Genomic DNA, 13,622 nt, shown 5'->3' with positions numbered 1-13,622 from the left:
ACTTAGTGGGCATAAATCAATCGGTCTTTACAGACATACAGAAGCGTACAAGTTTGCCTTTGATGTTGTATATACAAATATACAGGCAGCAGGAGCTTATCGTGGTTATGGTGCTACCCAGGGTATTTTTGCGGTAGAGTCTGCGGTAAATGAACTTGCACATCAGATGGGAATGGATCCTGTTAAAATCAAGGAACTGAATATGCCGGTAGAAGGTGGCCCTCTTCCGGGTTATCCGGATGTGCCATATGCACAGAGCTGTGCAATGGATCGCTGTATGGCACGTGCCAAAGAGATGATGGACTGGGATGCAAAATACCCACGCCGCGATATGGGTAATGGCAAAGTCCGTGGAATTGGTGTTGCCATGGCAATGCAGGGGTCTTCCATTGCGGGAGTAGACGTCGGCGGAGCAGATATCAAGTTAAATGAAGATGGATCCTATACTCTTGCGCTTGGATGTACTGACATGGGTACAGGCTGTGACACGATTATGGCACAGATTGCAGCAGACTGTCTGAATACTCCGATGGATAATATTGTAGTATTTAGCGTAGATACAGATATTTCCCCGTATGATTCAGGATCTTATGCTTCTTCCACTACATATACTACCGGTGTGGCAGTAATGAAAGCCTGCGAGGAGCTTAAGAAGAAAATCTGTAAGCTTGGTGCAGAGATGATGGAAGTTGATGAGAACAAGGTTGATTTTGATGGTTCTTATGTCTTCTATGATTATGACTGTGATGAAGATGGTGATGCTGCCACGGCAGATGAAAATAGTATGACTTCTACGGCCGCAGATGACAAGGCAGATCTGGCCGAAAAGAAAGTTTCTATAGAAGATATCGCATTGAAGAGCACATTCTTTAACAATGTCGAGCTTCAGGTCGTACAGCAGCATTCCTCCCCGATTTCTCCGCCGCCATTCATGGTTGGCATGGTAGAAGTGGAAGTCGATACAGAGACAGGAAATGTGGATGTACTTGATTATGTAGCGGCAGTTGACTGTGGTACGCCAATCAATCCAAATCTTGCCCGCGTCCAGACCGAAGGTGGTATTGCGCAGGGAATCGGTATGGCACTCTGGGAAGATGTACAGTACACAGACAAGGGAAAAATCCGCAATAACTCCTTCATGCAGTACAAGATTCCGACCAGACAGGATATTGGAAATATTCGTGTGGCATTCGAGAGCAGTTACGAAAAGACAGGCCCATTTGGCGCTAAATCAATCGGAGAACTGGTTATTGATACCCCGTGTCCGGCAATTGCAGAAGCAATTTACAATGCAACAGGTGTACGTCTGACAGAACTTCCGATGACTCCGGAGAAAATCGCGATGGGAATCCTGAAGAATAAAATGGAAGCAAAAGACCAGATGAAAGAGAATACCAAAACAGGGGCGAAGGTTGACAGATGAAAGAACTATGCCTTGCATGTATAGGATTTGTGCTGGAATTTGCAGTTTTTTATGCTGTGGGCAGTCTTCTGACAAGAATACTGAAAATGAAAAAAGACGTTTCTTTGACGTTTATTCTTGGATATCTGACGTATTTTGCTGTATTTGAACTGGTGACAGTGCCTATGACTTTAAAATGGGTTTCTCTTACTACGGCTGCCTGTATATGGGCAGGACTTATGATTATTACTGTTATAGTGGCAATTATCTGTGCTGTAAAGAAAAAAACAAAAGATAAGTATAGTAAGAATCTGCCAGATGCAGCAGGAATTTCCGGAGATATCACACCGAAAAAAGGCAACAGTATTTCTGATATATGGAAAAGGCATTCGATAATGATCATTATCGCAGGTGCTGTAGTTCTTCTGCAGTGCCTGATTGTAATCTTCTATAAAGATACGACGGTAGATGCGGCATATTATGTGGGAACGGTGAGCACTTCTGTATATACAGATACGCTTGGCAGATATAATCCTTACAATGGAATAATCCTGAAAGTTTTTCAGGCCAGATATGTTTTCTCTGCATATCCGATGAATAATGCAGTCTGGTGCAGGCTTCTGGGAATACATCCGATTGTACAGGCAAAGCTTGTGATGTCATGTATGAATGTGATAACAGCTAACCTGATTATCTACCAGATTGGTAAGAGACTGTTTGACGGAAACAGAAAGAAAGCAGACCTGATGGCGGTATTCACATGTGTGTTACAGCTGTTTTGTGGAACGATTTATTCTTCAGGTACTTTTTTCTTTACAAGAAGTTATGAGGGAAAGGCAATTCTTGCCAATATCGCCATTCCGGCAGTGCTGATGTGTGCGATATGGTATCTTCAGGAAAAAAACGACAGAAATGTCTGGATCGTATTGTTTATCACAGCTGTCAGTGCATTGACATTTTCCGGTTCAGCGATTATTTTCCCAATCGTAATCGCGGCGGGGATGGCACCTGTAGCAGTTATGAATAAGAAAATTTCGGGTTTGGTATATTGTGCTGTGTGTATGATCCCGTCAATATTGTATGCGGCTGTCTTTTTTGCATGCAGGATTGGTCTGCTGACGCTGGCGGCATCTTAAATAGGAGGAGATAATAATGGCAGGTGTAACGATTCAGGAATATGGACTCCGCTTTGTCAGTGCATGTATGAAGTTATACTGGAGTTCCTGCTGGTATCCTTTTCTGTTTGTGGTGGGTATCATATGCACGCTGATCTGGGGACGTAAAAAGAATTCCAGAATTTTTATAGGATATGTACTTTTCTTATTGCTCACAGTTTATAATCCGCTGGTTGTGAAATATCTGATCGCGAAAGTGAAGTTCGAAAACGAATATTACAGGTTTATCTGGATTTTGCCGGTGATTCCTGCCGTAGCATATTACGGGGTAAAACTGGTAAGTGTTTTCAGAAAAAAATGGCAGCGCGCGCTTGCGGCGATAGTCGTACTTGGCTGCTTTGTGTTACTGGGGAATCCGCTTGACGGTGTGGTGACCAATTTTGCGATGACGGAGAATATATATAAAGTTCCGGATGATCTGAGGGCAGTCTGCGATGTGATTCACCAAAATCAGGAGAATGATTTCCCAAGGGTTGTATTTGACAGCAGCTTAAACAGTATTGTGAGACAGTATGATGCAGGTATCGGTCTTGTGATCAGCCGAAATGCAAGTATTTATCGCGCGGGAAGTACGGTAGCTGGAAGTTTCGATGAAAACAGTGGCTTTTATAAACGGCAGAAGGCATTGCTGGATGTGATCGATTATCATATTTATGACAGCCCTGATCAATTCAAAAAAGCTCTCAGGAAGACAAAGACCGATTTTGTGGTAACCGCAATCGGGCAGGTAGATCATGAGTTTCTGGTAAATAACGGATGTGAACTGGTCGCACAGACAGAGACTCATTATGTTTATAAATATAATGGCTAGGCTTGCCGGAAACAGAGTTTGCCGGAAAGGAATCTTATCCGAAGAACCTGTTTTGGGTATATTATGCCAAAATTCCTCAAAAATAGCAGTGTATGGGCAATTTTCGTTAATAAAATAACTAATGAAAAAGAAGCAGATACCTATTGCTATTTGTCAGGAAAACTGATACAGTAAGTGAGATGATATGTAATGATAGAGGCGCGGGATTCATCAGTAGTCCGGGAGAGATGGAATGACACCCATCCGGAGAAAGGGAAAACCGCCGAAGGAATCTGACAGGTCAGGGGGCAGATTCCTGGGACGTCGCAGAATATGCGCCGTACTGTCACCTGGGTGAAGCGCTATCGGATGTAACGTATACTGTAATGTATAACAGATACCACGAATGTGTTTCAGAATGCATTTGTGGTATTTTTTATGTAATAGAAAATTCTGCTGGAATCTCCTGTTACATAAAAATATCACAGGAAATTACTCAGTAATGTTCTTGCGATATGAAAGGCCTTTCGGGCAGGATTGTAACATATCGTACATATCTACAAAAGAGGGAGGTACATTCATGAAAAAAAATGTAAAAAAATTATCAGCTGTTCTGTCAGTGATCATGCTGATGATCCTTGCAAGTCCGTTGACTGTACTTGCAGCAGAGGAAGAAGCGGCAGCATCTGCAAAATTTTATGGTACATTCTGGGCGCTGGTTCCGCCGATCGTTGCCATTGCGCTGGCGTTGATCACAAAGGAGGTATACAGTTCGCTGTTTATCGGAATTTTAGTTGGCGCACTGTTTTACTCAGGATTTAGCTTTGAGGGAACGATCCTTCATATCTTTGAAGGCGGAATGATCAGTGTTCTGACAAGCTCCTATAATATGGGTATCCTGATATTCCTGGTTATCCTCGGAACAATGGTTTGCCTGATGAACAGAGCCGGAGGTTCAGCAGCTTTTGGCCGCTGGGCAAGTAAGAGAATCAAGACAAGAGCCGGTGCTGAGATTGCAACAGTTGTTCTCGGCGTATTGATCTTTATCGATGACTATTTTAACTGTCTGACAGTAGGAAGCGTTATGCGTCCTGTAACTGACAAGCACAACGTATCCCGTGCAAAGCTGGCTTATCTGATCGATGCGACAGCAGCCCCTGTATGTATTATTGCTCCGATTTCTTCATGGGCAGCAGCAGTCAGCGGGTTCGTAAAGGGAGAGGATGGAATCTCACTGTTTGTACATGCAATTCCATATAACTTCTATGCCTTGCTTACAATCTTCATGATGATCGCCATGGTCTTTATGAAAGTAGAATTTGGCCCGATGGGTGTTCATGAAACAAATGCGTTAAAAGGTGATATTTATACAACACCTGCACGTCCTTATGCAAACTCTGCCGAGGATGAGAAGGGTAATCCACGTGGCAAGGTGATTGATCTTCTGATTCCTATCATCAGCCTTGTAGTGTGCTGTGTTATTGGTATGATCTATACTGGTGGGTTCTTTAGCGGAACTGATTTTGTAACTGCTTTTTCACAGAGTGATGCTTCTATTGGACTTGTGCTGGGAAGTTTCTTTGGACTTGTGATCACAATTGTACTCTATCTGGTACGCCGCGTTATGAATTTCAAAGACTGCATGGCATGTATCCCGGATGGATTTAAAGCAATGGTACCTGCAATCCTGATCCTTACTTTTGCATGGACACTGAAAGCCATGACAGACAGCCTGGGTGCATCTGATTTCGTATATGGAGTTGTTAAGAGCTCCGCGGGCGGACTGATGAATTTCCTGCCGGCTATCATCTTTGTAATCGGTGCTGTGATCGCATTTGCGACAGGTACTTCATGGGGAACTTTTGGTATCCTGATTCCGATCGTAGTTGATGTATTCTCAGGAACAAACCATGAACTGATGATCATCTCTATTTCTGCTTGTATGGCAGGTGCTGTATGTGGTGACCACTGCTCACCGATTTCTGATACAACGATCATGGCTTCAGCAGGTGCACAGTGTGAGCATGTAAACCATGTCAGCACACAGCTTCCGTATGCAATGGTCGCAGCGGTTGTATCTTTCCTGACTTATATTATCGCAGGATTTGTACAGACACCTTGGATTGCACTTCCGGCCGGAATCATTCTGATGGCGATTACACTGGTGATTATCCGACTGAAATTTGATGATCTGAAGATATAAAGAGATGAGTACTGCTGAAATTAAGTTTTTATGTTAAAACAGGAATTACTTAATATTCACGGTACTGGCATCAGATAGAAATTGACAGAGTAGCGGATTGGCTATCCGGAGCAGGAAGTGAATTTCTGCTTTGGATAGCCGAAACTGCTGCTCTGCATAGTTTCTGATTATGTTACAGAAATTTTTGCTTCAGAGAATGTGAAAAATGTCAGTAGCAGAGAAACTTTAAAGACATGGTATTTTTGTTATAATATATCGTAAATTTTCAGCCTGATTCGTAAATTATCGTAATAGTAGATAAGTTCGGTACATTTATGCATATTCCAAAAAAAACTTTACTTTTACATAGGGCTGTGATAGAATGATAAATGGAAATTTAGTAACTAAAGAACATTGAAGGTTACTGAATTTATTGTCTTACCTGCACCTGTAGCTCAGTGGATAGAGCAGTGGTTTCCGGTACCATGTGCGGGGGTTCGATTCCCTTCAGGTGTGCTGCCTGGGACGTATGTACAGTTCCGGTGCGTTGTATCATATAGGAGTTGCTGAGAAACGAAGTGAACAGTGACTCATAAGGAGGACAAGAACTTGGATGATTTCAGAGAATGGTTGTCAGACAACCTCCGGTATTTTATGCTGGGTGGTGCGATTCTGATAATCGTGGTTGTCCTGTTTTTTAGCATTCGTGCCTGTTCCGGAAGTAATAAGGGGAATTCCGGAGATGGACAGAAGACCACATCCACAGACCAGGGAAATGTTCCTTCTTCTCCGACAAGTGAAGGGGAGTCTGACGAGAAGAAAGAAGACGCCAATCCCATGGAAACAGCAGATGCAGATATCACTGCATTGATTAAGAGCTATTATCAGGCTCTGGGGGAAAAAGATATTGCAACGCTGAAGACTCTTGAAGATGATTTTACACCATCCGATGAGTCAAAAGTCACAAATTTGAAAGATTATATCGAAGGGTATGAAGTGGGCGATGTGTACACGAAGAAAGGTATGACAGATGATTCTTACGTGGTTTACGCCTGTTTCTCTTACATCTGTCAGGGTATCGAGACGAAAGCACCGGCTTTGACTCAGTTCTATGTGTATAAAAACAGTGAAGGTAACTGGGTAATCGATAACGGAGCTTTACAGGATTCTGAAATTTCTGCATATATGGAGAACCAGTTGTCAGACAGTGATGTTTCTGACCTTGTAAAGAAAGTACAAAATGAGCTGGATCAGGCACAGCAGTCAGATTCATCTCTTGCAGAATTCTTAAATGGCCTCGGAGAGGAAGCAAGTGTGTCAACAGATGCAGAGGATGGCACAATGCTTACTACTACAGATGAATGTAATGTGCGTGCTGAAGCAAGCACAGATGCTGAGATCCTTGGCGTGATTTCGGCAGGCGAGCAGGTTGAGAAGAAAGGCACTGATGGTGAATGGGTTCAGATTGATTATGATGGTGAGACCGGATACATCAGGGGAGACTTGCTTGAATAACAAGTCAATCGGATATTCGCAATCCGCTTTCGCTACTTGCTCATAACCAAATAACTGCTTCGCAGTTTATCAGAAGGGGCTTGTACCCCTTCTGATACAAGCAAGTCCCCACCCACTGCTTATTGCTCTTCGCAATTGAAGCAGGGGACTTACTTTATTTGGTTAAATACGGATAATAAAAAATACTGCCACTCATCGGAAAATGATGATAGGCAGTATTTTTTGTGCTGTAATAATGATAAACTAAGAAGCATTATGAAATTCACTGTATGTATTTCCACCGGATAATTCTGTCTGATGCAGTGCGGCCAGCTCGTGTATCGTCACAAGCTGATATCCGTCTTCAATCAGCTGCGGAATCAGAATCTCAGCAGCGTCTACAGAAGTACTGTAAATATCATGCATCAGGATAACAGAACCATCTTTTACATTGTTCATAACTTCTTCTACAGTGGATTCGACATCAAGTGTCTTCCAGTCAAGTGTATCGATAGACCACAGAATCATAGGTGTTCCAATTGCAGCCTTAACAGTATCATTGACGGAACCATAAGGTGGTCGGACAACAGATGCTCCCTGGCCCGTCAGATTGACGAGCTGCTCATCCACTTTAGCAATTTCTGAACTGATCTGATCAGCAGATAAAGTTGTCAGCTCAGTATGATCATAGGTATGATTTCCAAGTTCACAGCCCAGCTCCTTCATACGTTTCACCTCATCCGGAAAACTGGCAATCTCAGTGCCGACCATAAAGAAAGTAGCCTTGGCATTATTCTGTTCCAGACAGTCCAGAAGACGGTTGGTAAAGGAACCTGGCCCGTCATCAAATGTAAGGGCGATTGCCTTCTGGGTTGTTGAAGTATCGTTTTCTTTAGAAGTATCAGAGTTACTGGAATTGCCAGAGACATCTGCCTCTTTGCCGGAGCTACCGGAACTTTCCGAATTCCTGGAATCAGAATTTTGGGAAGATTTCCTGGATTTATCAGAAGAATCCTTCGCTGGAACATAATCTTTCAGTGATCCGTCCGCATTCAGTTCATAAGTTTTTTTATCAACTTTAATAGTCCCGGTCTGCAAAATACCATCCATGTCGAAATAATATCGTTTCTTTCCGATATCGGTCCAGCCTGTCTGCATGATTCCGGTGTCATCCATATAGTATTGCTTGCCATCAGTGTCGGTCAGCCAGCCGGTATATGGCTTGTCGTTTACAAGAAACATCCAGTTACTTCCGCTGGAAGCCCAGTGACCTTTTGATGCCTCTTTTGAGATATCAGAACTTAATGCAGGACCGCCTGATGAAGCCGCGGAAGAACTCTTTGAAGAGTTTTTCTGTGAGCTTTTGCCGGATTTTTCTTCTGTAGATTCAGATAATGTTTCGGATGCATTGTCGGTTGAATTTTTTGCCGAAGCATTATCTGAACTGTCAGGTGAAAGATCATCGGAACTATCGGAAGAAATATCTGTAAAATTATCATTATTATCAGCCACTGTTCCTTCAGAAGAAAACTCCGAAGAATCCTGATCTTCTGATACAAAAACTCCGGCATCACTGTCTGCGCTGACCTGTGAAGGACCAGCAGAAGAACGGGTAAAAATTCCTCCGAAGATCAGACACAGAACAATGGAAAGCAGGATCAGCCAGCGGTTTGTACGTGGTAAATGGCCTGACATAAAAGCCTCCTTTGTGTAGTTGTAATAAGGCTGTGGTGAAATATCCGGCATTTTACGGAGTCAGATAAATCCAACAACCTTAGAGCGTGTTTGAAAAATCAATCCCGCAATTTGAACACCCCACCTCCAGGATCTGCCACTGGCAGCTCCTTACGGATGCATGGTAACTTTGCGGTATATTTGCGAAAAGCAATTTTCAAACACGCTGTGCTAGCCCTATCATACAATAAAGAACGACAAAATACAAGGTAAATCCCCTTTGGCAAATTTTGGTTTATTTCCCCGTTGATAAGACGGGAAAAAAATTATATAATAGAAAAATGGACGAAAAAATCAGAATTAACAAATATTTAAGCGAGGCGGGTGTATGCTCCAGACGTGAGGCGGACCGGATGATCGAAGAAGAAAGGATCACTGTGAACGGCCAGAAAGCTGTAAGCGGTCAGAAGGTAAGCACAGAAGATGAAATCTGTATAGACAATGTACCTGTCCATAAAAATGGAAAAAAAGTAATGCTTCTTTTTAATAAACCCAGAGGAATCGTGTGCAGCACGAAACAACAGCGCCAGGAAACAACAGTGACAGATTACCTGGATTATCCTTTACGGATCTACCCTGTAGGCAGACTGGACAAGGAGTCACAGGGTCTGCTGCTTTTGACAAATGAGGGCGATTTGGTAAATAAGATCATGCGTGCAGGTAACTATCATGAGAAAGAATACTTTGTTACAGTAAACAAGCCTTTAGATAAAGAATTTATCCGCAGAATGAGCAGGGGAGTTCCGATTCTGGATACGGTGACAAGACCGTGTAAGGTAGTACAGACGGGAGAATGCAGCTTCCGGATTATCCTGACTCAGGGACTGAACCGGCAGATTCGCAGAATGTGTCAGTATCTGGGATATGAAGTACAGAAGTTAAAGAGAATCAGAATTATGAATCTGACTCTGGATGGAATCAAAGAAGGCGAATACAGAGAGATCACTGCCCGGGAATGGGAAGAACTGAACCGTTTGCTGGTATCTTCTTCCAGCGAAACAGTGATCGAAACAGGAGGATACAATGGAAACAGCAGCAATCACGCGAATGAAAGAGCTGGTGCAGAAACTGGACAAAGCAGCAAAGGCGTATTACCAGCAGGATATAGAACTCATAAGCAACAGAGAGTACGATCAGATGTACGACGAGCTACAGGCACTGGAAAAGGAAACCGGAACCATTCTGGCAAACAGTCCAACCATCAGCGTAGGGTACGAAGCCGTTGACCAGCTTCCGAAAGAAGAGCATGAGTCACCGATGTTGTCTCTGGATAAGACGAAAGACAGAGAGGTCCTGCGGGACTTCATGGGAGAACACAAAACGCTTCTGTCATGGAAACTGGACGGACTGACGATCGTTCTTACTTATGAAAATGGTGAACTTGCAAAAGCAGTCACTCGTGGAAATGGTATAGTAGGTGAGGTTGTCACAAATAATGCCAGAGTATTTAAGAATGTTCCGCTCAAGATTCCTTATCAGGGAAGACTTGTACTTCGTGGGGAAGCAATCATCACATATTCCGATTTTGAACGGATTAATGAGTCGATAGAGGATGTAGATGCCAAATATAAAAATCCCAGAAACTTATGCAGCGGATCCGTACGTCAGCTCAACAATGAGATCACAGCTCACAGAAATGTACGCTTCTATGCGTTCGCACTTGTAAGCGCAGAGAACGTAGATTTCCGGAACTCAAGAGAAAGACAGTTTGAGTGGCTGAAAGAACAGGGATTTGATGTGGTTGAATACCGGGTAGTGACTGGTGCTACATTGGATGAAGCGATGGAATATTTTTCGACAGCGATTACAGAGAATGATTTCCCGTCAGACGGCCTGGTGGCACTTTATGATGACATTGCATACGGAGATTCCCTGGGAAGAACCGCGAAGTTTCCGAGAAATGCATTTGCTTTTAAATGGGCAGATGAGATCAAAGAAACGCACCTTTTGGAAATTGAGTGGAGCCCGTCAAGAACTGGTCTGATCAATCCGGTGGCGGTTTTTGAACCGGTTGAACTGGAGGGGACAACTGTCAGCCGTGCCAGTGTGCATAATGTCAGCATTGTAAAAGAACTGGAACTCGGTATCGGAGATATAATCACGGTGTACAAGGCGAATATGATCATTCCACAGATTGCAGAGAATCTTACCCGCAGCAGTAAACTGGAGATACCGGAAACCTGTCCGGCCTGTGGACATGCCACAGAGATTCAGAAGGTGAATGATGTAGAAGCACTTTATTGCACAAACCCGGATTGCGCAGCCAAGAAGATTAAATCCTTTGCCCTTTTTGCAAGCAGAGATGCCATGAATATAGATGGATTGTCTGAAGCGACACTGGAAAAATTTATTGCCAGAGGATTTATCCATGATTTCGGAGATATTTTTGAGATTGCGAAACACAGAGATGAGATCGTAGAGATGGATGGATTCGGGGAGAAATCCTTTGAGAACCTGATCGCCAGCCTGGATAAGGCAAAAGAGACGACTCTGGCAAAAGTAATCTACAGTCTGGGAATTGCAAATATCGGACTTGCAAATGCAAAAGTAATCTGCCGCCATTTTGATGATGACCTGGAGAAAATCCGCCATGCGGATGAAGAAGAGGTCAGCTCCATTGACACTATTGGACCGGTGATTGCCAGAAGCCTGACAGATTATTTTGCAAAAGAAGAGAATAATAAGAAACTGGATCATTTGATGAGCTATCTGACCATCAAGAAAGAAGAAAAGACCGGCGAGCAGATTTTCCGGAACATGAATTTCGTTATCACCGGAAGCGTAGAACATTTTGCAAACAGAGCGCAGGCGAAGGAATTTATTGAATCACTGGGAGGCAAGGTTACAGGCTCTGTGACATCTAAGACGAATTACCTGATCAATAATGATACGACTTCTAATTCTTCCAAGAATAAGAAAGCTAAGGAGCTGGGAATTCCGATTCTTTCGGAGAAAGACTTCCTTAAGATGGCACAGCAGTGAGTGTAAATAAAAAATAAGACAACAGGAGAAAAGAAAAATGCCAATTAAAATACAGGGTGATCTGCCCGTAAAAGAAATTCTGGAAAAAGAAAATATTTTCGTAATGGATGAATCCCGTGCGTCCCATCAGGATATCCGCCCGATTCAGATCCTTATTCTGAATCTGATGCCTCTGAAAGAGGAGACAGAGCTTCAGCTCCTTCGTTCTCTTTCCAATACACCGCTTCAGGTGGATGTAACATTTATGGCGGTACAGAGCCATGAATCCAAGAATACTTCCATGAGTCACCTGAATAAATTTTATCAGACATTTCCGGAGTTAAAGGATAATAAGTATGATGGAATGATCATCACAGGTGCGCCGGTAGAGCAGATGGAGTTTGAAGAAGTGGGACTACTGGAACGAATTGGCAGAGATTATGGATTGGACGAATGATCATGTGACATCTACGATTTATCTGTGCTGGGCTGCCCAGGCTGGACTTTATCATCACTATGGCCTGAAGAAACGTAAACTGGATAAAAAAATGTTCGGCCTTTTCTGGCATAAAGTGCTGAATCGTAAGATCCCGCTGGTACGAGGCTTTGACGATATGTTCCTTGCACCACATTCCAGACACACCGAAGTGCCGATCGAAGATATCCATAACTGTAAAGAACTGACAGTACTTGCAGAATCAGAAGAAGCAGGACTTTTCCTCGCAATGGCAGATGGTGGCCGCAAGATTTTCGTAATGGGACATCCGGAATATGACCGCGTGACACTTGACGGAGAATACAAGCGAGATGTCAGCAAAAATCTTCCGATAGAGATACCTGAACTATTACAAAGACAATAACCCGGAGAACAGACCACTTCTTATGTGGAGAGCTCATGCAAACAACCTCTATACAAACTGGCTGAATTATTACGTATATCAGAGCACTCCATTCGACCTGTACGGAACACCGGATTTCAGCGAGATTTAAAGGGCATTTGCGGAGATTTACGATTTCACGTATTTTACCGTAATTTCACGTATTTTCACACGAAAATGGTGTAAAAATGGTGTACGGAACTTAAAAAAATGGTGTACGAAATTTTTTTTTAAATCACATATGTATGGAAACCTTTTAAGATAAAACGATAACCCATCTATCGTATTATATGACGTGTTGGCTCATATCAGATATGCTGCAAGGCAATTTGATGTGGAGCCTTTTTTTACCCTGAACTTTGCAGAATTTTATCAGCCGTATCTTTACAAGCCTGTATCTCGTCACTACAGCGACTCTCAGCGCTATCCGAAGAAGATAACACTCCCATCCGCAGGACGGACGCATGGCACGAATAGGCGGTATAGAGAACGTTCTGAACAGATGAGAGACAGGTCTGTAGAGAGCGTAGAGCGTGGTATTCAAGACACGTTGCAGCAGACAGAACTCTCAATATTTCAAGACATAATAATAGGGCGGTTGAGTAAATGACATACTCAGCTGCCCTTTTTTCACTCTGAAGATTAGTTATCTGTGACGCCACATCTTCAGATCAATATTATTTATTCTGTCTTCTCCAGATTCTTGATATGTTCTCTCAGTACAAGATTAATGTACTGACTGAAAGAACGATCATCTTCCTCTGCAAGTTCTTTAATCTTATCTATGATATCGGCATCCAGTGTGATGCTTACCTTATTTTTCAATGGTTTCATGTGAAGCTCTCCTTTTGCTGATTAGTATAGCAAAAAGGCGATATAATATTGAAAAATAGTATAAAGTAGGATAAAATAATACTGATACAAAAAATGTCGCTTGTTGGGCGACCAATAGCCCGGTGAGGTGAGATAAAATTGTAGAAGCAATATTGTTAAGGTGATAGATAGA

The 13,622-nt window shown here is 42.8% G+C and carries 8 protein-coding genes, 1 tRNA gene, 3 pseudogenes and 1 riboswitch; of the genes and pseudogenes, 9 read left to right on the top strand and 3 right to left on the bottom strand.

Annotation, left to right across the window (positions count from 1 at the left end):
* The 6 genes from AC058W_RS02560 to AC058W_RS02535 form a co-directional block, all read left to right on the top strand.
* Positions 1-1,423 (top strand): xanthine dehydrogenase family protein molybdopterin-binding subunit (locus tag AC058W_RS02560; protein WP_479389668.1); only part of this gene is annotated, 1,423 nt, incomplete at its 5' end.
* On the top strand, positions 1,420-2,538 hold the full coding sequence (locus tag AC058W_RS02555; RefSeq protein WP_117676049.1) for a DUF6077 domain-containing protein: 1,119 nt from the start codon (positions 1,420-1,422) through the stop codon (positions 2,536-2,538). The genes AC058W_RS02560 and AC058W_RS02555, both read left to right, overlap by 4 nt.
* Positions 2,539-2,554: 16 nt before the next feature.
* Complete coding sequence (locus AC058W_RS02550) at positions 2,555-3,388, top strand: hypothetical protein (protein ID WP_117843841.1); 834 nt, start codon at positions 2,555-2,557, stop codon at positions 3,386-3,388.
* A 185-nt stretch (positions 3,389-3,573) separates the two neighbouring features.
* Positions 3,574-3,740: riboswitch (Lysine riboswitch) on the top strand.
* 252 nt (positions 3,741-3,992) lie between these two features.
* A complete protein-coding gene (locus tag AC058W_RS02545; protein WP_119244969.1) occupies positions 3,993-5,570 on the top strand; it encodes a Na+/H+ antiporter NhaC family protein in 1,578 nt (525 codons plus the stop codon).
* Positions 5,571-5,993: 423 nt separating this feature from the next.
* Positions 5,994-6,065, top strand: a tRNA-Arg gene (locus tag AC058W_RS02540).
* Positions 6,066-6,158: 93 nt separating this feature from the next.
* Positions 6,159-7,064, top strand: a complete 906-nt coding sequence (locus AC058W_RS02535; RefSeq protein ID WP_243098423.1) for an SH3 domain-containing protein — start codon at positions 6,159-6,161, stop codon at positions 7,062-7,064.
* 243 nt (positions 7,065-7,307) lie between these two features.
* Here AC058W_RS02535 and AC058W_RS02530 read toward each other — a convergent pair whose 3' ends face one another.
* Positions 7,308-8,738, bottom strand: coding sequence for a polysaccharide deacetylase family protein (locus AC058W_RS02530; RefSeq protein ID WP_118609547.1), 1,431 nt, complete (start codon positions 8,736-8,738; stop codon positions 7,308-7,310).
* A 60-nt stretch (positions 8,739-8,798) separates the two neighbouring features.
* A pseudogene (locus AC058W_RS02525) lies at positions 8,799-8,864 on the bottom strand (DUF6783 domain-containing protein); the annotation flags it as partial.
* 194 nt (positions 8,865-9,058) lie between these two features.
* On the opposite strand from AC058W_RS02525, the pseudogene AC058W_RS02520 reads away from it, so the two are divergent.
* From AC058W_RS02520 to metA, 3 genes and pseudogenes are all read left to right on the top strand, one after another.
* Positions 9,059-9,712, top strand: a pseudogene (locus tag AC058W_RS02520) (pseudouridine synthase); the annotation flags it as partial.
* Between the two features lie 88 nt (positions 9,713-9,800).
* Entirely contained in the window at positions 9,801-11,759 is a 1,959-nt protein-coding gene (ligA, locus tag AC058W_RS02515) for an NAD-dependent DNA ligase LigA (RefSeq protein WP_117843839.1), read from the top strand.
* Between the two features lie 37 nt (positions 11,760-11,796).
* Positions 11,797-12,728, top strand: a pseudogene (metA, locus tag AC058W_RS02510) (homoserine O-acetyltransferase MetA).
* Positions 12,729-13,297: 569 nt separating this feature from the next.
* On the opposite strand, the gene AC058W_RS02505 reads toward metA, so the two are convergent.
* A complete protein-coding gene (locus tag AC058W_RS02505; protein WP_118246941.1) occupies positions 13,298-13,450 on the bottom strand; it encodes a ribbon-helix-helix protein, CopG family in 153 nt (50 codons plus the stop codon).
* Between the last annotated feature and the right edge of the window lie 172 nt (positions 13,451-13,622).

The organism is Blautia sp. CGZ-1-C1 (assembly GCF_056504575.1).
This window is presented reverse-complemented; position numbering and strand designations above follow the sequence as displayed.

Bases quoted from the DNA above. Each gene is read 5' to 3' on its own strand.
- AC058W_RS02555 (WP_117676049.1), top strand. From the start codon at position 1,420: ATGAAAGAACTATGCCTTGCATGTATAGGATTTGTGCTGGAATTTGCA.
- AC058W_RS02550 (WP_117843841.1), top strand. From the start codon at position 2,555: ATGGCAGGTGTAACGATTCAGGAATATGGACTCCGCTTTGTCAGTGCA.
- AC058W_RS02545 (WP_119244969.1), top strand. From the start codon at position 3,993: ATGCTGATGATCCTTGCAAGTCCGTTGACTGTACTTGCAGCAGAGGAA.
- AC058W_RS02530 (WP_118609547.1), bottom strand. From the start codon at position 8,738: ATGTCAGGCCATTTACCACGTACAAACCGCTGGCTGATCCTGCTTTCC.
- ligA (WP_117843839.1), top strand. From the start codon at position 9,801: ATGGAAACAGCAGCAATCACGCGAATGAAAGAGCTGGTGCAGAAACTG.
- AC058W_RS02505 (WP_118246941.1), bottom strand. From the start codon at position 13,450: ATGAAACCATTGAAAAATAAGGTAAGCATCACACTGGATGCCGATATC.